The organism is Erwinia sp. V71 (genome assembly GCF_965644245.1).
In the GTDB taxonomy this organism is placed as follows: Bacteria; Pseudomonadota; Gammaproteobacteria; order Enterobacterales; family Enterobacteriaceae; genus Erwinia.
Genome location: NZ_CBFFRK010000050.1, coordinates 1 through 18105, shown reverse-complemented (window position 1 = coordinate 18105; position 18105 = coordinate 1). Strand labels below are relative to the sequence as shown.

Genomic DNA, 18105 nt, shown 5'->3' with positions numbered 1-18105 from the left:
CGGTTAACCACGGGAGACGTCACCATGCCAGTCTGGCCACACAGTTTACGCCGTCGCGCCGCGCCCGCGTTGAAATCGGCAGGTAAATTTATCATTATCAGTGCAGTGACTTATGCACCGGCAGGTATCGCCGGCTGGGCCGTAAAATCGATTGCCCGTCGCCCGTTGCGCATTTTACTGACACTGGCGCTGGAACCGATTCTGGCGCGGGTGATGCGCAGGGCGTCGGCGCGTTTTATCAGGGAGACGAATGAAACGACTGCAAAATGAACTGATATCGCTGGTGAATCGCGGCGTGGATCGTCATCTGCGCCTGGCGGTCACCGGCCTGAGCCGTAGTGGCAAAACCGCGTTTATCACCTCTCTGGTTAATCAACTCCTGAATGTCCATGCCGGCGCGCGTCTGCCACTGTTTTCCGCGGCGCGCGAAGAGCGGCTGCTTGGCGTTAAGCGCGTACCGCAGCGCGATCTGGGGATTCAGCGTTTCACTTATGATGAAGGGCTGACACAGCTGTATGCCACGCCGCCCGCGTGGCCGACACCGACACGTGGCGTCAGCGAAATGCGCCTGGCACTGCGCTACCGCTCGCGCGATTCGCTGCTGCGCCATTTTAAAGAAACCTCCACCCTGTACCTGGAAATCGTCGATTATCCGGGCGAATGGCTGCTCGACCTGCCGATGCTGGCGCAGGATTATCTCAGCTGGTCACGGCAGATGACCGGTCTGCTGCAGGGCGATCGTCTGCAATGGTCGCAGCGCTGGCGCGAACTGTGTCAGGGGCTGGACCCGCTGGCGCCGGCCGATGAAAACCGTCTGGCGGAGATTGCCCAGGCGTGGACCGACTATCTGCTGCAGTGTAAACAGCAGGGCATGCACTTTATCCAGCCAGGCCGTTTCGTGCTGCCGGGAGAAATGGCGGGTGCACCGGCGTTGCAGTTTTTCCCGTGGCCGGATGTCGATGCCGACGGGGAGTCAAAACTGGCGCAGGCGGATAAAGGGAGCAATATCGGCACGCTGCGCGCCCGTTTCAACTACTACTGCCAGCATGTGGTGAAAGACTTTTACAAAAACTACTTTCTGAAATTTGACCGCCAGATTGTGCTGGTCGATTGCCTGCAACCGCTTAACAGCGGCCCGCAGGCGTTTAATGACATGCGGCTGGCGCTGACCCAGCTGATGCAAAGTTTTCATTACGGCCAGCGCACACTGTTCCGCCGTCTGTTCTCGCCGGTTATCGACAAATTACTGTTTGCCGCCAGCAAAGCGGACCACGTGACTGCCGATCAGCATGCCAGCCTGGTGTCGCTGCTGCAGCAACTGGTGCAGGACGCCTGGCAGAATGCGGCCTTTGAAGGAATCAGCATGGATTGCGTCGGGCTTGCCTCGGTACAGGCGACGCAGAGCGGGCTGGTGGATTACAACGGCGAGAAGATCCCGGCGTTACGCGGTCACCGATTGCAGGATGGTGAACCACTGACCTTTTATCCGGGCGAAGTGCCGCCGCGGCTGCCGGGCAATACTTTCTGGCAGCAGCAGGGATTTCACTTTGAGCAGTTCCGGCCACAACAGACGGATGTCGATCGACCGTTGCCGCATATCCGCGTCGACGCAGCGCTGGAATTTTTACTGGGAGATAAACTGCGATGACGGAACCCTTAAAACCGCGTATCGATTTTGCCAGACCGCTGGAGACGCCTGCGGAGCCGCTGATTAAACCGGCGCAGGCGTTCGAACCGCAGTCTGCTGCGCAATTCATGGTGCAGCCGGATGACGGCCCGGAAGCGCTGGAAGAGAGTGCAGGAGAACGCGCCGTGGAAGCGGCGCTGCGGCCAAAGCGCAGCCTGTGGCGTAAAATGGTGGGTGCCGGGCTGGGGCTGTTTGGCGTCAGCGTGGTGGCGCAGGGCGTGCAGTGGATACACAACGCGTGGCTGGCGCAGGACTGGGCGACGCTTGGCGCCGGAGTGGCCGGTGGACTGATTGTCGCGGCCGGAGCGGGCGCACTGACCACGGAATGGCGAAGGCTGTATAAGCTGCGCGCCCGCGCGGAAGAACGCGATACTGGCCGGGAACTGCTCAGCAGCCATGCGCTGGGCCAGGGGCGCGAATTCTGCCAGAAACTGGCGCGTCAGGCCGGGCTGGATCAGGGGCATCCGGCATTACAGCGCTGGCAGGCATCACTGCATGAAACGCACAATGACCGCGAAATCGTGGTGCTGTATGCACAGCTGGTGCAGCCGGTACTGGATCGTCAGGCACGGCGCGAAATCAGCCGCTCGGCGGCGGAATCGACGCTGATGATTGCCGTCAGCCCGCTGGCGCTGGTGGATATGGCGTTTATTGCCTGGCGCAATCTGCGGCTGGTGAACCGTATCGCGGCGATCTATGGCATCGAACTGGGCTATTTCAGCCGTCTGCGTCTGTTCCGTCTGGTGCTGCTGAATATCGCCTTTGCCGGGGCATCGGAACTGGTGCGCGAGGTGGGGATGGACTGGGTGTCACAGGATATTGCCGCCCGGCTTTCCGCCCGTGCGGCACAGGGGATTGGTGTCGGTCTGCTGACCGCACGGCTGGGGATTAAGGCGATGGAGCTGTGCCGGCCCCTGCCATGGCTGGAAGAGGACAAACCGCGGCTGGGCGATTTCCGCCGTGAACTGGTGGTGCAGCTGAAAGAAACATTGCAGAAAAAAGAGCAAACTGAGAAATAAATCGCCAGACTGTCAACTTTTCCTGACAGAGCACTTCTGACCGGGCGCAAGCTGGCGTATTATCAGTGGTATCGCTTTCTCTTTTTTCAACAGGGCCAACTGCATGCGTCTCGAAGTATTTTGTCAGGATCGAATGGGTCTTACGCGCGAGCTGCTGGATCTGCTGGTGGCGCGCGGTATTGACCTGCGCGGTATCGAAATCGCCGCTATCGGCCGTATTTATCTCAACTGCACCGCTGTCGATTTTGCGCAATTCAGCAATCTGATGGCGGAAATCCGCCGCATTCCCAGCGTGACGGATGTGCGCACCGTGCACTTTATGCCCTCCGAGCGGGAACACCGCGCACTGAGTGCGTTACTGGTAGCGCTGCCGGAACCGGTATTTTCCATCGATTTAAAAAGCAAAGTTGACCTGGCAAACCCGGCGGCGCAGACACTGTTTGATCTTGACCCGCAGAAAATCCGTAACACCACCGCAGGCAGTTTAATCAGCGGCTTCAATTTCACCCGCTGGCTGGAGGGCGACAGCGTGGACGCGCAGACCCAGCATGTGGTGATTAAAGGGCGTGATTTCCTGCTGGAAGCGCGTCCTATTCATACGGCTGATGAGAGTGAGGCTCCCGGCACGCTGGTGGGCGCGGTGATTATGCTGAAATCCACCGCGCGGATGGGGCAGCAGCTGCAGGATCTGACGGTCAACGATGAGAGTGAATTTGACCATCTGGTGGCGGTTAACCCGAAAATGCGCCAGACGCTCGATCAGGCACGCAAGCTGGCGATGCTCGATGCACCGCTGCTGATTGTCGGCGAAACCGGTACTGGCAAGGATATGCTGGCGCGCGCCTGCCACCTGCGCAGCACGCGCGGTAAAAAACCGTTCCTCGCGCTGAACTGCGCCTCGCTGCCGGATGATGTGGCGGAGAGCGAGCTGTTTGGTCATGCTGCCGGGGCTTATCCGAATGCGCTGGAAGGTAAGAAAGGCTTCTTTGAACAGGCGAATGGCGGCTCGGTGCTGCTGGATGAAATCGGTGAAATGTCGCCACGCATGCAGACCAAACTGCTGCGCTTCCTTAATGATGGCACCTTCCGCCGTGTCGGCGAAGAGCATGAAGTGCATGTCGATGTGCGGGTGATTTGCGCCACGCAGAAAAATCTGACGGAAATGGTGCAGCACGGCGAGTTCCGTGAAGATCTGTTCTACCGCCTGAACGTGCTGACCATCAACCTGCCACCGCTGCGCGACCGTCCGCAGGATATCCTGCCGCTGACGGAAATGTTTGTTGCCCGTTTTACTGATGAACAGGGGATGTCGCGTCCACGCTTATCACTGCAGCTGAATGCGTTTCTGACCCGCTACAGCTGGCCGGGTAATGTGCGTCAGCTGAAAAACGCGCTGTACCGCGCGCTGACACAGCTGGAAGGCCATGAGCTGCGTCCGCAGGATATTGTGTTGCCGGAATTTTCTCTGGAGATGTCACTGGGCGATGAAGTGATGGAAGGCTCGCTGGATGAAATTACCAGTCGCTTTGAGCGCTCAGTGCTGACACGCCTTTACCTGTCGTATCCCAGCACCCGCAAGCTGGCGAAACGCCTTGGCGTTTCCCATACCGCGATTGCCAATAAGTTACGTGAATATGGTCTGAGTCAGAAGAAAGAGTGATGGCAGAATGAAAAACGGGCGAGGTTACCTCGCCCGTTTCATTATTTCAGCGCTGCCAGCGCTGCATCGTAATCCGGCTCGGTAGTAATCTCATTCACCAGCTGGCTGTACAGCACCTTGTCATTCTCATCCAGCACCACGACCGCACGTGCCGTCAGTCCCTGCAACGGGCCATCGGTGATCTCCACGCCATAATCCTGCTTGAACTCGCTGCCGCGCAAGGTAGAGAGCGTAATAACATTGGTTAAACCGTCGGTGCCGCAAAAACGTGACTGAGCGAACGGCAGGTCCGCGGAGATGCACAGCACGACTGTGTTATCCAGCTCGCCTGCCAGCTGGTTAAATTTACGCACGGATGCGGCACAGACACCGGTATCAATGCTGGGGAAAATATTCAGTACCTTACGTTTACCCGCGTATTCGGAGAGAGCAACATTGCCAAGGTTTTTGGCGACCAGCGAGAAGGCTTTGGCGGCCTGGCCTGGCACAGGGAGCTGACCAGCAACGGCGACCGGGTTACCCTGAAAATGAACAGTCTGAGACATAGCGGTTCCTTTTACATGTGTTTAGGACGTTGGCCAGTGAGAGACAGCTGACCGGAGAAACGAAGCTAAATTTAAGATAAGCATATGTTATACCCTGTGCCAGCGAGTGAGGCAAAAGGTTAATTTTCTGCCGCTGGCGTAGCGGGGCGATAAACGATGGGCTACAACTAAGTAAACGAAATCAAAAGGAAATGCCGATGAGAACGGTCAAAGTGTATCCGGAACTCTGGCCGCTGCATACGCCATTTGTTATCGCGCGCGGTACGCGTACCTCAGCAGGCGTGGTGGTGGTCGAGCTGGAAGAGGAGGGGATCAAAGGCGTTGGCGAGTGCACGCCTTATCCACGTTATGGTGAAAGCGAGGCCTCAGTGCTGGCGCAGATTGCCGCGATCCTGCCTGAGCTGGAGCAGGGACTGACGCGTGAACAGCTGCAGCAACTGCTGCCTGCGGGAGCGGCACGCAATGCCGTTGACTGCGCGCTGTGGGATTTAGCGGCGCGTCGCAGCGGACGTTCACTGTGGCAGCTGACCGATACACCGATGCCACCACGTATTCGCATGGCGCAGACCGTCAGTATTGATACCCCGGAAGCGATGGCCAGCAGTGCGCTGGCGCTGTGGCAGCATGGCGCACAGTTGCTGAAAATTAAACTCGACGACCATCTGATTACCGAGCGGCTGATGGCGATCCGCGCCGCCGCGCCACAGGCGCAGCTGATCGTGGATGCCAATGAGTCATGGAAAAGCGAAGGGCTGGCGGCACGTTGCCAGCTGCTGGCGGATCTCGGCGTGGCAATGCTGGAGCAGCCACTTCCCGCTGGCGATGACGCGGCACTGGATAATTTTATCCACCCATTGCCGGTTTGCGCGGATGAAAGCTGCCATACGCGCGACAGCCTGGCGGCGCTGGGTAAGCGTTATGAGATGGTGAATATCAAACTGGACAAAACCGGTGGCCTGACGGAAGCGCTGGCGCTGGCACAGGCCGCCGAAGCGGCAGGGCTGGCGGTGATGCTGGGTTGTATGCTTTGCACCTCGCGCGCCATCAGCGCGGCACTGCCACTGGCACCGCGCGCGCGTTTTGTCGATCTTGATGGCCCTACGTGGCTGGCGGTGGACGTCGAGCCCGGTCTGGCGTTCAGCAGCGGTGAGATTACGCTGGCTGAGGTGCGCTAGCCTGGGCTGTCAGCGCTGATTACGGCTGCCAGCTCAGCAATTCTGTCATCACCTGCAGATACTGTTCGGTAGCGGCATCGGCGGCAATCGGTGGCAGTTCGGCAGTAATGCAGGGCAGAGCCAGATCAGCACACCAGCTGCCAAAAGAGCCGGGGGTGGCATAACCGACACTGGTCACCAGCGGCAGTGTCATGTTCTCAGCCAGCCAGTGCCCCAGCGCGCTGCGCTGCGAGTCATCAATGCAGGCCAGCGGTTCATGGAAACTGACCACCCATTTTGGTCGCAGCTGGTGGATCAGATCGCACAGTGCCTGCGTTTCCGGTTCTGATGCGGGCGAGTCGCCAGTCGATAACAGCACGTCACGCTCATCCGCCTGCGTATTCCAGCGATACACCGTATCCCCGGCCTGCCAGTTGGCCGCCGGGAAATTGCGATTCAGATCGACACCGCGGGCATTGGCGCGCAGGCCCAGCTGACAGCCATCGGGGTTCATGGCCAGCACCACATGGTGGCGGCGATACTGCTGCTGCAGCGTGCGCATGGCGCAGGAGAGGGTGACCACGGCGGCGGTTTCATCGCCGTGGGTGCCCGCGAGGATCAGGCCGCTGTCACTGTCGGCTGCCGGGGCGGGAAACCACAATAGCGGCGCGCCCAGCACGGAAACACCATACTGCTGCCATGCGATATCCAGTTTGCCGCGCTGCAGGCGCGGGTGAAGTTGAGACATGCTGTCGCTCCTGTGAAGAGGGTCGCATTAACGCTACCGTAAAACGGCGCGAGGGAAAATAGCTATTTACCGATCAAGAATTTGCGTTACAGTGCCAGACAAACTTGCCAGCTTAAGGATGGGTTATGATCAACAGGTTTCGTTGTATTCCCGTGGCGTTGCTGATTGCCAGCGCATGTCCGGCGGCATTTGCCGCCACTGTTCCCGCCGGTACTCAGCTGGCGGAGAAACAGGAGATTGTTCGTCATATTAAGGATGAGCCAGCGTCGCTGGACCCGGTGAAGGCGGTGGGGTTGCCGGAAATTCCGGTGATCCGCGATCTGTTTGAAGGGCTGACCAATCAGGACGCGCAGGGCAATATCGTGCCGGGCGTGGCACTCAGCTGGCAGAGTAATGACAATAAAAGCTGGATCTTCACGCTGCGCAAAGATGCGCGCTGGTCGAATGGCGATCCGGTGACCGCCAGTGATTTTGTCTGGAGCTGGCGGCGACTGGTTGATCCGCAAAATACCGCCTCTTTCGCCTGGTTTGCTGAACTGGCCGGGATAGAAAACGCGGCAGCGATTACCAAAGGCGAACTGCCAGCCGACAAACTGGGTGTAACCGCGCTGGATAATTATCATCTGAAAGTGACGCTGACCAAACCGGTGCCGTATTTCCCCAGCCTTGCGGCCAGCTTTGCCTTTTATCCCACGCCACAGCGGGTGATTGAACAGCTGGGTGCGAACTGGACCAAACCGGGCAATCTGGTGGGTAATGGTGCATATGTGCTGCAGGAACGCGTGGTGAATGAAAAGCTGGTGCTGACGCGCAATCCGCAGTACTGGGATAACGCGCATTCGGTGCTGGATAAAGTTACTTTCTTACCGATCAGTGAAGAGTCGAGTGCCACCAAGCGCTATCGTGCGGGTGATATTGATATCACCGAATCTTTCCCGAAAAACCTCTATCAGATGCTGAAACAGCAGATCCCCAATGAGGTGTATACCCCGGATCAGCTGGGCACCTATTACTACGCCTTTAATACCGAAAAGGGGCCGACAGCCGATGTGCGGGTGCGTAAAGCGCTGTCATGGTCGATTGACCGCCACATCATTGCCGAAAAAGTGCTGGGAACGGGCGAAAAACCGGCATGGCACTTTACCCCGGACATCACCGCAGGCTTCCAGCCAAAAGCCAGTATCCTGCAGCAGCATTCACAGGCGGAGCTGAACGCGCAGGCGAAAGCGTTGCTGGCTGCAGCGGGCTATGGGCCAGGCAAACCGTTAAGCCTGACGCTGCTGTATAACAAGTCGGAAAACAATGAAAAGATCGCCATTGCGGTGGCGTCGATGTGGAAAAAGAACCTGGGGGTGAATGTTAAGCTGCAAAACCAGGAGTGGAAAACCTATATCGACAGCCGCACCAGCGGTAACTTTGATGTTATCCGTGCCTCGTGGGTGGGGGATTATAACGAGCCTTCTACCTTCCTCAGCCTGCTGACCTCACGCCACAACGGCAATATTGCGCGCTTTAAGGATGCGAACTACGACAGCATACTGGAAATGGCCAGCAACGAGACGCGGCCGAAAGCCCGTAATGACGACTACAATCAGGCCGAGCAAATTCTGGCAGATCAGGCACCGATTGCGCCGATTTATCAGTACACCAATGGACGCCTGATTAAGCCATGGGTGAAAGGTTATCCGATTACCAATGCGGAAGATGTCGCCTATAGCCGTGAGCTGTATATTGAGAAACATTAAAGTATTACTCTTGTGCTATATATGTAGTTGCCGCATGCGCGGCGACTACATATAACAGGAATAATCATGAGAAAAATAGCATCAATGCTTCTGGTTTTATTAGCATTTTCTGTAGCTCCTCCAAGTTTTGCTCATTCAGGTGGTACTGATTCTTCAGGATGCCATACCAATCATAAAACCGGCGATTATCATTGCCATAACAGAAATAATATTGAACAATAGCCCGGCCATCGGGCTATTACAGCAAGGGACTTGTATTCCCTGATTTATCAAAACGAATTTGAGTAAATGCTGTACAGACATCGGCTCATGATGATTACATTTCGAAACAGTTCGCGAGTTCTGTCACACTTCCGCCGCGTTTCGCTTGAGACGGCGAGAGAATAGATTAAGGTGGTGAGACTGGATTGTTACTGCGATGATAACGCAGGCAAAACCTGACCTGGCGGAGATCTCCCTCTTCGGCACGTCAGGTTTTTTTATTTTCAGGCCGGGAAATGAAAATAGCGAAAATATTAAACAATAACGTGGTGCTGGTGCACGACGCACAGGGCCATGAACAGGTGGTCATGGGGCGGGGCATCGCCTATAAAAAATGCTCGGGTGACGAGATTGATGCCGCGCAGGTCGAGAAAGTGTTCGCGCTGAAAAGTCACGAACTGACGGCGAGATTAACGGAGCTGCTGTCCGAAATCCCGCTGGAAGTGGTGATCGCCACCGAGTGCATTATCTCGCGGGTGAAAAGCCGCTTCAACACCGAGCTGCATGAGAGCCTGGCGATAGCGCTGACCGATCATATTAACTTTGCCCTCGAACGTCAGCGGCAGAATCTGCCCATGCGTAATGTGTTGCAGTGGGAGATCCGCAGCCTGTATCCGCGTGAATATGCACTGGGTCTGGAGGCGCTGGAGATTATCGCCAAACGCCTGCAGGTGACGCTGCCGGAGGATGAAGCCGGTTTTATCGCGCTGCATATCGTCAATGCGCAGCTGAACAGAGAAATGCCGGAAGTGATGCATATCACCCGCTTTATGCAGGAGATCCTGCAGATTGTGAAATATCAGCTGCAGCTGGTGTATCAGCCGGATTCCCTGAGCTACAACCGCTTTGTCACCCATCTGAAGTTTTTCGCTCAGCGCATGCTGGGCAAGCGTGGCGTGGTCAGTGACGATGAGTCACTGCATGACGTGGTGCGCAATCGCTATCCTGAGGCCTATCAGTGCGTGGAGAAGATCGATCTCCATGTGATTAACAAATACGCTTATGCGCTCGGCAGCGAGGAGCGGATGTTTCTGGCCATTCATATTGAACGGGTGCGCAAAGAGACGCTGGCGCTGGATGAAAGCGATGATGAGGCGTAACACGCCGTAAGTGGTGAGCGGGCGGCAGTGATGCCGCCCGTTGGTTTATTTGCCGTAGGCCAGCTGTAATTTGGCGAAGAAATCTTCCAGTACAAAATGCGGGTCAATCTGGTTATACACCCGCACTTTCCGCGTCTGCGTCCCTTTACCGTAGGTCAGATCTTTATTGACCACAGGCGCATCCACTTCCTGATAGTGATACTGATGGTCATCCAGCAGCAGACCGACTGACGGGTTATCGCCCAGCACCCAGACTTCACTCTTCGGCCACGGCACGTTTTTCAGTGCGGCGGAGGCGAACTGGTTAAAGTCGATCATCTGCTGCCAGAGATAGCGTCCGGTTTCGCCATGTGGCTTCACCTTCACCGCCAGTTCTGCCAGCGAAACGCGCATTGACATATAGACGTTGTGTGGCACCTGCCACAGCGGTGCGGCTGACTGGAACAGCACGTTACCCGCCTGAGGGTCGTTGTACAGATTATATTCCCAGCCACCCTGCGGATAAGGATTGCCGCCAATCCAGATCACCGTCAGCTTGCTGGCGATGGCCGGTTCCGCCTGCAAGGCCAGCGCGATATCGGTAGCCGGGCCGAGCACCAGGACAAACAGCGGACGCTTATCATCACGTTTTGCTTCGGCAATAATCGCTTTCGCGCCTTCGCTTAACGGCTGTTCCCCCTCGCTCAGCGGCTTCTGGGCACCTTTAAAGACCGGCGTACGGTTGTCACCCATCACTTTTTTCAGGCGCACCAGCTCATCATAGCTCTGTGGCATGGTGGCTTTGGTAATGCCCATCATCGGCGCGGTAATAGCGTAGTGGCTGGCGATCAGGCCACGTACATCGAATGTGGGGGTCAACAGCGCATGAGCGACGGCAAAGTCGTCATCGGCTTCATTACGTGCATCGCTGCTGATCATTACCCGCAGCTGTTTCGCCGGATCTGGAGTATAGGGTAGCGGTTTTCCCGGAGTAGCCTGCAGCGCAGGGCTGGCCAGCATCAGCAGGGTGCTGACGAGGCAGAGTAGTGTTTTCATTGCAGAAGTACCTGATGGCAGAAGAGAAAAGAAGGGCCAGCAGAGCTGGCCCGTAAGGGTTATTTCAGGGATTCACCCTGGGTTTTAATCACATCCTGATACCAGAAGAAGCTTTTCTTGCGGGTACGGGCCAGGGTGCCGTTACCGCTGTCATCGCGGTCAACGTGGATAAAGCCATAACGCTTGGAGAATTCCGCTTTCGATGCACTCACCAGGTCGATAGGGCCCCAGCAGGTGTAACCCCAGACTTCCACGCCGTCCTCAATCGCTTCGCGCACCTGCACCAGATGGTCGTTGAGGTAAGAGATACGGTAGTCATCGTTGATGGAGCCATCGGCTTCCACGGTGTCACGCGCCCCGAGACCATTTTCCACAATAAACAGGGGTTTCTGGTAACGGTCGTACAGCACATTGAGGATATAGCGCAGACCTTCCGGGTCGATCTGCCAGCCCCATTCAGAACTCGCCAGATGCGGATTTGGCACCATATTCAGGATGTTACCGCGCGCTTTCTGGTTCAGTTCTTCATTGGTGGTGACACAGCCGGTCATATAGTAGCTGAAAGAGATATAGTCGACGGTGTGCTTCAGGTCTTCTTTATCCTGTGCGCTGACTTCCAGCGTGATGCCGCGATCTTTGAAATAGCGGTTCATATAGCTTGGGTAGTAGCCGCGCACCTGCACATCGCCAAAGAACTGCCATTCGCGGTTCTGCTGCATCGCTTCAATCACATCGGCTGGCTGGCAGGTGAGTGGGTACAGCATCGCGCCCAGCAGCATATTACCGATTTTCGCATCCGGGCAGATTTCGTGGCAGGCTTTCACCGCACGGGCGCTGGCCACCAGCTGATGATGGATCGCCTGATAAATCGCCTGTTCGTTGCTGTCTTCCGGCAAGCCGACGCCGGTGAACGGCGCGTGCAGTGACATATTGATTTCGTTAAAGGTCAGCCAGTGCTGCACTTTATCTTTGTAGCGGGCAAACACAGTACGGGCATAGCGCTCAAAGAAATCAATGGTCTGGCGACTGCCCCAGCCGCCATAGGTTTTAATCAGGCCATACGGCATCTCGTAGTGTGACAGTGTCACTAATGGCTTGATGTTATATTTCGCCATTTCATCGAACAGACGGTCATAAAACGCCAGACCGGCTTCGTTTGGCTGGCTCTCATCACCGTTCGGGAAAATACGTGTCCAGGCAATCGAGGTGCGCAGCACGGTAAAGCCCATTTCGGCGAATAACTTAATGTCTTCCGGGTAGCGGTGATAGAAATCAATCGCCACGTCTTTGATACCAAAATCACCGGACTGGCGTTCAACGCGTTCGCCAAAAATGCCCTGTGGTTGCAGATCGGACGTTGAGATCCCTTTGCCATCTTTCTGCCAGGCGCCTTCGACCTGGTTGGCGGCTACGGCGCCGCCCCAAAGGAAATCATGTGGAAAACGTGCGGTCATGGATAATACTCCTTCTTTATTTAATCAGGGTCAGCAGCGGGGCGGTTTCACCGACCTGGTTTTGCTGGCTGGCCGCTAACACATCAATATAGTCATCGCTGTTGCTGATAATCACTGGCGTGGTCAGCTCGTAACCTGCGGCCTGAATCGCCGGGATATCGAACTCGAGCAGCAGATCGCCGACTTTGACGTTGTCGTCCTGCTGCACATGGGCGGTAAAGTGCTGGCCGTCCAGTTTTACGGTGTCGATACCGACATGAATCAGCACTTCTGCACCGTTCTCATCCTGCAGGCCAATGGCGTGCTTGGTGCGGAACAGTGACGATACGCTGCCGTTCACCGGCGACACCACGCGACCGACAGCTGGTTTAATGGCGACACCTTTACCCAGCAGGCCGCTGGCGAAGGTTTCATCGTTAACCTGATCCAGTGGCAGCATCTCACCCTGGATTGGGCTGTTGATGGTGACTTTGCTCAGCAAATCCGGGTTGCTGTTGGCCACTGGCGCTGCCGGGGCAGCCGGTGCGGCAACCGCAGGTTCATCAAACTGGGTGAAGAAGTAAGAAGCGACGGCGGCGAAGCCGAAGGCAACTGCGGCACCCACAAAGGCGGCGGCAACGGTGATATCAAAACCGGTTTTTGGCACGACCTGAGCAAAGGTGAAGATGCTTGGCAGACCAAAAGAGAAGATTGTGGTGTGGAAGAAGCCCAGAATCGCGGCACCCATCGCGCCACCGACGCAGCCGAAAATAAACGGACGGCGTTTTGGCAGGGTAATACCGTATACCGCAGGTTCAGTGATACCAAACAAACCGGCACTGAATGCAGAGGCGGCGATGCCTTTGGTTTTCGCATCACGGGCACGCAGCATCACACCGAGGGTAGCACCAGTCTGACCGAGTACCGCAGGCATCAGCAGTGGCATCAGGGTGTCCTGGCCCAGCATACTGAGGTTGTTGATCATAATCGGCACCAGACCCCAGTGCAGACCAAAGATCACACACACCTGCCACAGCGCACCGGCTAACGCACCGGCAATGGTGGAGTTCAGTTGGTAAACAAACAGGTAACCATCAGCCAGCAGCTGGCTGGCCCAGGTCGCGACCGGACCGATCAACAGGAAGGTGAACGGCACCACCACAATCAGACAGATTAATGGCGTAGTGAAGTTACGCACCGCAGAAGGCAGACGGGTGTGTACCGCACGCTCGATGGTGCAGGACAGCCAGCTGGCAAAGATAATCGGAATAACCGATGAGCTGTAGTTAATCAGGATCATCGGGATGCCAAAGAAATCCAGCGCCTGAGTTCCGGACTGTTCCGCCTGGAACGCCGCCAGCATAATCGGGTGTACCAGTGCGGCGCCAATCGTCATACAGACGAAAGGATTGCCGCCGAATTTTTTACCGGCAGTGAAGCCCAGAGCAATCGGTAAGAAGTAGAACAGGGCATCACCTGCGGCTGACAGGGTTTTATAGGTGCCGCTGCTGTCTGTCAGCCAGCCTGTGGCGATAGTGACGGCCAGTAAACCTTTCAGAATACCGGATGCCGCCATCACGCCGATAAATGGCGTAAAGATGCCGGAAACAATATCGATAAAGCGGGCAAACAAAGACTCTTTTTTGCCATCGTCGCTCTCTGCGGAGCCCGCGTGTTCACCAAGTCCGGTCTGACTGACCAGCGCCTGATACACTTCAGAAACATGGTTGCCAATCACCACCTGATACTGGCCGCCACTCTCCACGACCATAATCACACCGGGATTATTTTTCAGTCCTTCGGTGTCGGCTTTGCCGTGATCGCGCAGTTTAAAACGCAGACGTGTGGCGCAGTGGATCACCGATTTGATATTTTCCTTTCCGCCCACTCCCTGCAGAATGGATTCGGATAATTCTCCGTATTTCATGCTGTTAGCTCCCGGTCACGCCAGAGGTATTGATGTTAAAATGTGCGTTGCTGAATTCAGGCCAAAAAAAAACCTAAACCGTTTGTCTCTGCGCCAGCATGGGCGGAAACAAGCGGTTTAGGTTTTGCCTGAGAGTCAGTCGCAATCCTGTTTAGCTGGCCTGAGTTTTCCATCACTGGCTGGCAACAGGCAAGTGATTTAATCCGCCATCATCGTAATTCGTGACCGGGATCTGATTTTTCTCTGTGAACTGAAGGGTTTTGTTACCGCTTGCCGGTTGTGATGGATTGCATCTGCCTGGCGGCACGCTAGACTGTATCGTATTGATTATGCTCAGACTGAGGCGAGCTGTGAACCATATTGAAGGCAAAGCACTGCAGGTTTCCGATGCCATTATTTCCTGTCAGCTGGATGGCAAGGGCGGCCTGATTCCGATTGATAATCGCGATGTGATTAACTGTGAACGCCCGTGCTGGCTTCATCTCAATTATACCCATCGCGAGAGCGCCGACTGGCTTTCTTCGACACCGCTGATCCCCGATTCCGTGCGTGCCGCGCTCAGTGGCGACAGCATGCGTCCACGTGTCAGCCGGCTGGGTGATGGCTTTATGATTACGCTGCGCAGCGTCAATCTGAACAGCGAATCTCGTCCCGACCAGCTGGTGGCGATTCGGGTGTTTATCAACGATAAACTGATTGTTTCCACCCGCCGCCGTAAGGTTTACGCCATCGATGAAGTGCTGACCGATCTGCAGAATGGCAATGGCCCGGCGGATGGTGGCAGCTGGCTGGTGGATGTCTGCGATGCGCTCACCGATCACGCCAGTGAGTTTATCGAGGAGCTGCATGACAAAATTATTGAGCTGGAAGATGCGCTGCTCGATCAGCAGGTTCCTGCACGCGGTGAGCTGGCGCTGCTGCGTAAACAGATTATTGTGATGCGTCGTTATATGGCACCGCAGCGCGATGTGTATGCCAAACTGGCGAGCGAACGTCTGGGCTGGATGGACGACGACGACAGGCGGCGCATGCAGGAGATTTCTGACCGGCTGGGGCGCGGGCTGGATGATTTAGATGCCTGCGTGGCACGTACAGCGGTGCTGGCCGATGAAATCGCCTCTGTGCTGGCCGATGCCATGAACCGCCGGACCTACACCATGTCGCTGCTGGCGATGGTATTTTTACCCACTACCTTCCTTACCGGGCTGTTCGGCGTCAACCTCGGTGGTATCCCTGGCGGAGAGTATCATTACGGCTTCAGTATTTTCTGTCTGTTGTTAGTGGTGCTGGTGGTTGGGGTTGCGTGGTGGTTAAAACGACGTAAATGGCTGTGAAATTGCCGAAGAAGCGGGTAAAAAGCGGAATAAAGCTGATCGATATCAATAAATGATATGCGTTATCGCGGCAAACTCAGTTCCGCAGGTGAATGCAACGTCAAGCGATGGGCGTTGCGCTCCATATTGTCTTACTTCCTTTTTTGAATTACTGCATAGCACAATTTGATTCGTACGACGCCGGCTTAATGCCGGCTTTTTTTTGCCTGTCGTGGCGCTGGCTCCTAAGCTTACCCTTTAGGGTAACAAGAGGAGAAGAGCATGAATCACGACGATGCCACTACCCAACCGTGGGCTTCCGATCCTGTACCGACCGCTCCGGTGCCTATTCCTGAGCCCATTCCGCGGCCTCAGCCTATCCCGGAACCGCCCCCGACTGAACCGGACCCGCATCCGATTATCGATCCACCGCCACATGTCTAAGTGTTAAGTGAAGGATGCTGATCCTGATGGCATCAGCAAAACGATTCCCTCCCCCATAAAATGGGGGAGGGGCAGGGAGGGAGAGCAAGGAGCAGAGATGCTGACGAGGTGTGATTTTATGTTGTGCCAGCGTTTTACTTAATCTCTAACACATCCAGTCGCTGAGTCGTGAACGACTCATCTTCATCATCTTCCGGCTGCCAGCCCGCAGGCTGCACCGGCAGGGTTTCACGATCAAATGCCAGGTCACCGCCGTCCACCACCTCAGAGCCGTGCTGGATACCTTTAAAATCAAACAGCGCTGTATCCGCCAGATGCGAAGGCACCACGTTCTGCATCGCACTGAACATGGTTTCAATCCGGCCCGGATAGCGTTTATCCCAGTCACGCAGCATATCGCCTACCACCTGACGCTGCAGGTTCGGCTGAGAACCGCACAGGTTGCACGGGATAATCGGGTACTGGCGTGCAATGGCAAAGCGCTCAATATCTTTCTCGCGGCAGTAGGCCAGCGGACGAATGACAATATGCTTGCCGTCGTCGCTCATCAGTTTCGGTGGCATGCCTTTCATCTTGCCGCCGTAGAACATATTCAGGAACAGAGTCTGCAGAATGTCATCGCGGTGGTGGCCCAGGGCAATTTTGGTTGCACCCAGTTCAGTGGCAGTGCGATAGAGAATACCGCGACGCAGGCGTGAGCAGAGCGAACAGGTGGTTTTCCCCTCCGGGATCTTCTCTTTGACGATCGAATAGGTATCTTCGGTGACAATTTTGTATTCAACGCCAATGGATTCGAGATATTCCGGCAGGATATGCGCCGGGAAACCTGGCTGTTTCTGATCCAGATTCACCGCCACCAGTGAGAAGGAGACCGGCGCGATTTTCTGCAGGCTGCTCAGTATTTCCAGCATGGTATAGCTGTCTTTGCCGCCGGAGAGACACACCATAATGCGGTCGCCGTCCTCAATCATATTGAAATCGGCAATGGCTTCACCCACGTTACGGCGCAGGCGCTTCTGGAGTTTATTGAGATTGTATTGTTCTTTCTTGGTATTCTGTTGATTTTCTTGCATTATTCTATGTCTCGATAACCAAAAGGGGCATATAAGGGGCAAATTTTTTAGATAGCCAGCCTGCTGTTAAGCATATCAACCTGTTCGCCGTTCATCTCTTCTATCCATGTAGCGTAGATCTCATAGACCATTTGCGCGTTCTCATGCCCCATCTGATTCGCTATAAACGACGGGTTCGCACCGGCTGACAGAAGCCAGCAGGCAAAAGTATGCCGCGTATGGTACGGATTCCTCCGCCGAATACCAGCACGTTTTATAGCAGCATTCCAGCGCGCTCCAATGCTCGACAGCGAATACCCCGGTTTCTGCATGCCGTTCTTCACCCGGGGGATGAAAACGAAGCGCACTTTCTGCTTTTCTGTCGAACCATACTCCCTGTGGTGGAAAGTGATCGTTGTCTTCGGCTGAAGCCCCGTCAGCTGGCGCTGTGCTTTCAGTGCCTCCAGCGCGGGCTGCAGCAATTTAATTACGCGATCACCAGCGGCGGTTTTTGGCGGTCCGTACAACTTGAGTGCTGTCAGGTTCCGGCGCACATGAATTGTGCCGTTCTCCAGGTCGACATCCTCCCACGCCAGCGCTGCCAGCTCACCATGGCGTACGCCAGAGTAAATTGCGAATTTCCACATGTTATTGCTTTGTCCATGCTCATTCTCCATTAACTGAAGAAACTCACCTTTCGTTAAAGGGTCAGGCTTCGTTCTGGATTTCTGAAGTTTTTTAACTCCTTCGAATGGCTTGTTTTTGATGTATCCCGAAATATAAGCAAAGCGGAGCAGGGCGTTTAAAAGAGAAATATAATTGTCAACTGTTCGAACTGTTCTCCCTATTTTATTACCCCGATTGTCATTGCTATAAAGCGTTTCGCGAATTCAGATAATAAGTGCAACGCGAATTCAGATAATAAGTGCAACGCTTGGTCATGTGGATGGAGGGACGGTTAGCTACCGATAAGCTATCCTGC

The 18105-nt window shown here is 55.5% G+C and carries 16 protein-coding genes and 1 pseudogene; 10 read left to right on the top strand and 7 right to left on the bottom strand.

The window, feature by feature from the left end; genetic code table 11:
* Window positions 1–24 precede the first annotated feature (24 nt).
* The 4 genes from pspD to tyrR all read left to right on the top strand — a co-directional run bounded on the left by pspD (window position 25) and on the right by tyrR (window position 4366).
* Window positions 25–270, top strand: a complete 246-nt coding sequence (gene pspD, locus ACSZO1_RS12185) for a phage shock protein PspD (RefSeq protein ID WP_437612875.1) — start codon at window positions 25–27, stop codon at window positions 268–270.
* On the top strand, window positions 251–1648 hold the full coding sequence (locus tag ACSZO1_RS12180) for a YcjX family protein (protein ID WP_437612873.1): 1398 nt from the start codon (window positions 251–253) through the stop codon (window positions 1646–1648). The genes pspD and ACSZO1_RS12180 overlap by 20 nt, the downstream gene beginning before the upstream one ends.
* Window positions 1645–2706, top strand: coding sequence for a YcjF family protein (locus tag ACSZO1_RS12175; protein WP_437612872.1), 1062 nt, complete (start codon window positions 1645–1647; stop codon window positions 2704–2706). Before ACSZO1_RS12180 ends, ACSZO1_RS12175 begins: the two co-directional genes overlap by 4 nt.
* A 103-nt stretch (window positions 2707–2809) precedes the next feature.
* Window positions 2810–4366, top strand: coding sequence for a transcriptional regulator TyrR (tyrR, locus tag ACSZO1_RS12170; RefSeq protein WP_437612871.1), 1557 nt, complete (start codon window positions 2810–2812; stop codon window positions 4364–4366).
* Between the two features lie 41 nt (window positions 4367–4407).
* On the opposite strand, the gene tpx is transcribed toward tyrR, so the two are convergent.
* Window positions 4408–4911, bottom strand: a complete 504-nt coding sequence (gene tpx / locus ACSZO1_RS12165) for a thiol peroxidase (protein ID WP_437612870.1) — start codon at window positions 4909–4911, stop codon at window positions 4408–4410.
* 197 nt (window positions 4912–5108) lie between these two features.
* Here tpx and ycjG point away from each other — a divergent pair, with 197 nt between their 5' ends.
* A complete protein-coding gene (ycjG, locus tag ACSZO1_RS12160) occupies window positions 5109–6086 on the top strand; it encodes an L-Ala-D/L-Glu epimerase (RefSeq protein WP_437612868.1) in 978 nt (325 codons plus the stop codon).
* A 19-nt stretch (window positions 6087–6105) separates the two neighbouring features.
* Here ycjG and mpaA read toward each other — a convergent pair whose 3' ends face one another.
* Window positions 6106–6813, bottom strand: a complete 708-nt coding sequence (gene mpaA / locus ACSZO1_RS12155; RefSeq protein WP_437612866.1) for a murein tripeptide amidase MpaA — start codon at window positions 6811–6813, stop codon at window positions 6106–6108.
* Between the two features lie 125 nt (window positions 6814–6938).
* On the opposite strand from mpaA, the gene ACSZO1_RS12150 reads away from it, so the two are divergent.
* From ACSZO1_RS12150 to licT, 3 genes are all read left to right on the top strand, one after another.
* Window positions 6939–8558 carry a peptide ABC transporter substrate-binding protein gene (locus ACSZO1_RS12150; protein ID WP_437612864.1) on the top strand — a complete coding sequence of 540 codons (1620 nt, stop codon included), beginning with the start codon at window positions 6939–6941 and terminating at the stop codon, window positions 8556–8558.
* 66 nt (window positions 8559–8624) lie between these two features.
* Window positions 8625–8780 carry a YHYH domain-containing protein gene (locus tag ACSZO1_RS12145; protein ID WP_437612862.1) on the top strand — a complete coding sequence of 52 codons (156 nt, stop codon included), beginning with the start codon at window positions 8625–8627 and terminating at the stop codon, window positions 8778–8780.
* A 275-nt stretch (window positions 8781–9055) separates the two neighbouring features.
* Window positions 9056–9919: a BglG family transcription antiterminator LicT gene (gene licT / locus ACSZO1_RS12140; RefSeq protein WP_437612860.1), complete on the top strand. Its 864-nt coding sequence runs from the start codon at window positions 9056–9058 to the stop codon at window positions 9917–9919.
* Window positions 9920–9964: 45 nt separating this feature from the next.
* Here the strand turns inward: licT and ACSZO1_RS12135 are convergent, their stop codons facing one another.
* From ACSZO1_RS12135 to bglF, 3 genes are read right to left on the bottom strand one after another with little or no spacing between them, the layout of a single operon-like run.
* Window positions 9965–10954 (bottom strand): nucleoside hydrolase, encoded by a 990-nt coding sequence (locus ACSZO1_RS12135; protein WP_437612858.1) that lies wholly within the window; start codon window positions 10952–10954, stop codon window positions 9965–9967.
* A 59-nt stretch (window positions 10955–11013) separates the two neighbouring features.
* On the bottom strand, window positions 11014–12408 hold the full coding sequence (locus ACSZO1_RS12130) for a glycoside hydrolase family 1 protein (protein WP_437612856.1): 1395 nt from the start codon (window positions 12406–12408) through the stop codon (window positions 11014–11016).
* 16 nt (window positions 12409–12424) lie between these two features.
* The gene (gene bglF, locus ACSZO1_RS12125) at window positions 12425–14314 is read right to left on the bottom strand and encodes a PTS beta-glucoside transporter subunit IIABC (protein ID WP_437612854.1); all 1890 of its coding nucleotides are present in this window, start codon (window positions 14312–14314) and stop codon (window positions 12425–12427) included.
* A 350-nt stretch (window positions 14315–14664) separates the two neighbouring features.
* On the opposite strand from bglF, the gene zntB reads away from it, so the two are divergent.
* Both zntB and ACSZO1_RS12115 read left to right on the top strand, forming a co-directional pair.
* A complete protein-coding gene (gene zntB, locus ACSZO1_RS12120) occupies window positions 14665–15648 on the top strand; it encodes a zinc transporter ZntB (protein ID WP_437612852.1) in 984 nt (327 codons plus the stop codon).
* Between the two features lie 261 nt (window positions 15649–15909).
* Entirely contained in the window at window positions 15910–16071 is a 162-nt protein-coding gene (locus tag ACSZO1_RS12115; protein WP_437612850.1) for a hypothetical protein, read from the top strand.
* Window positions 16072–16205: 134 nt separating this feature from the next.
* On the opposite strand, the gene ttcA is transcribed toward ACSZO1_RS12115, so the two are convergent.
* Both ttcA and ACSZO1_RS12105 read right to left on the bottom strand, forming a co-directional pair.
* Entirely contained in the window at window positions 16206–17144 is a 939-nt protein-coding gene (gene ttcA, locus ACSZO1_RS12110) for a tRNA 2-thiocytidine(32) synthetase TtcA (RefSeq protein ID WP_437612848.1), read from the bottom strand.
* A gap of 47 nt (window positions 17145–17191) precedes the next feature.
* A pseudogene (locus tag ACSZO1_RS12105) lies at window positions 17192–18007 on the bottom strand (tyrosine-type recombinase/integrase); the annotation flags it as partial.
* Between the last annotated feature and the right edge of the window lie 98 nt (window positions 18008–18105).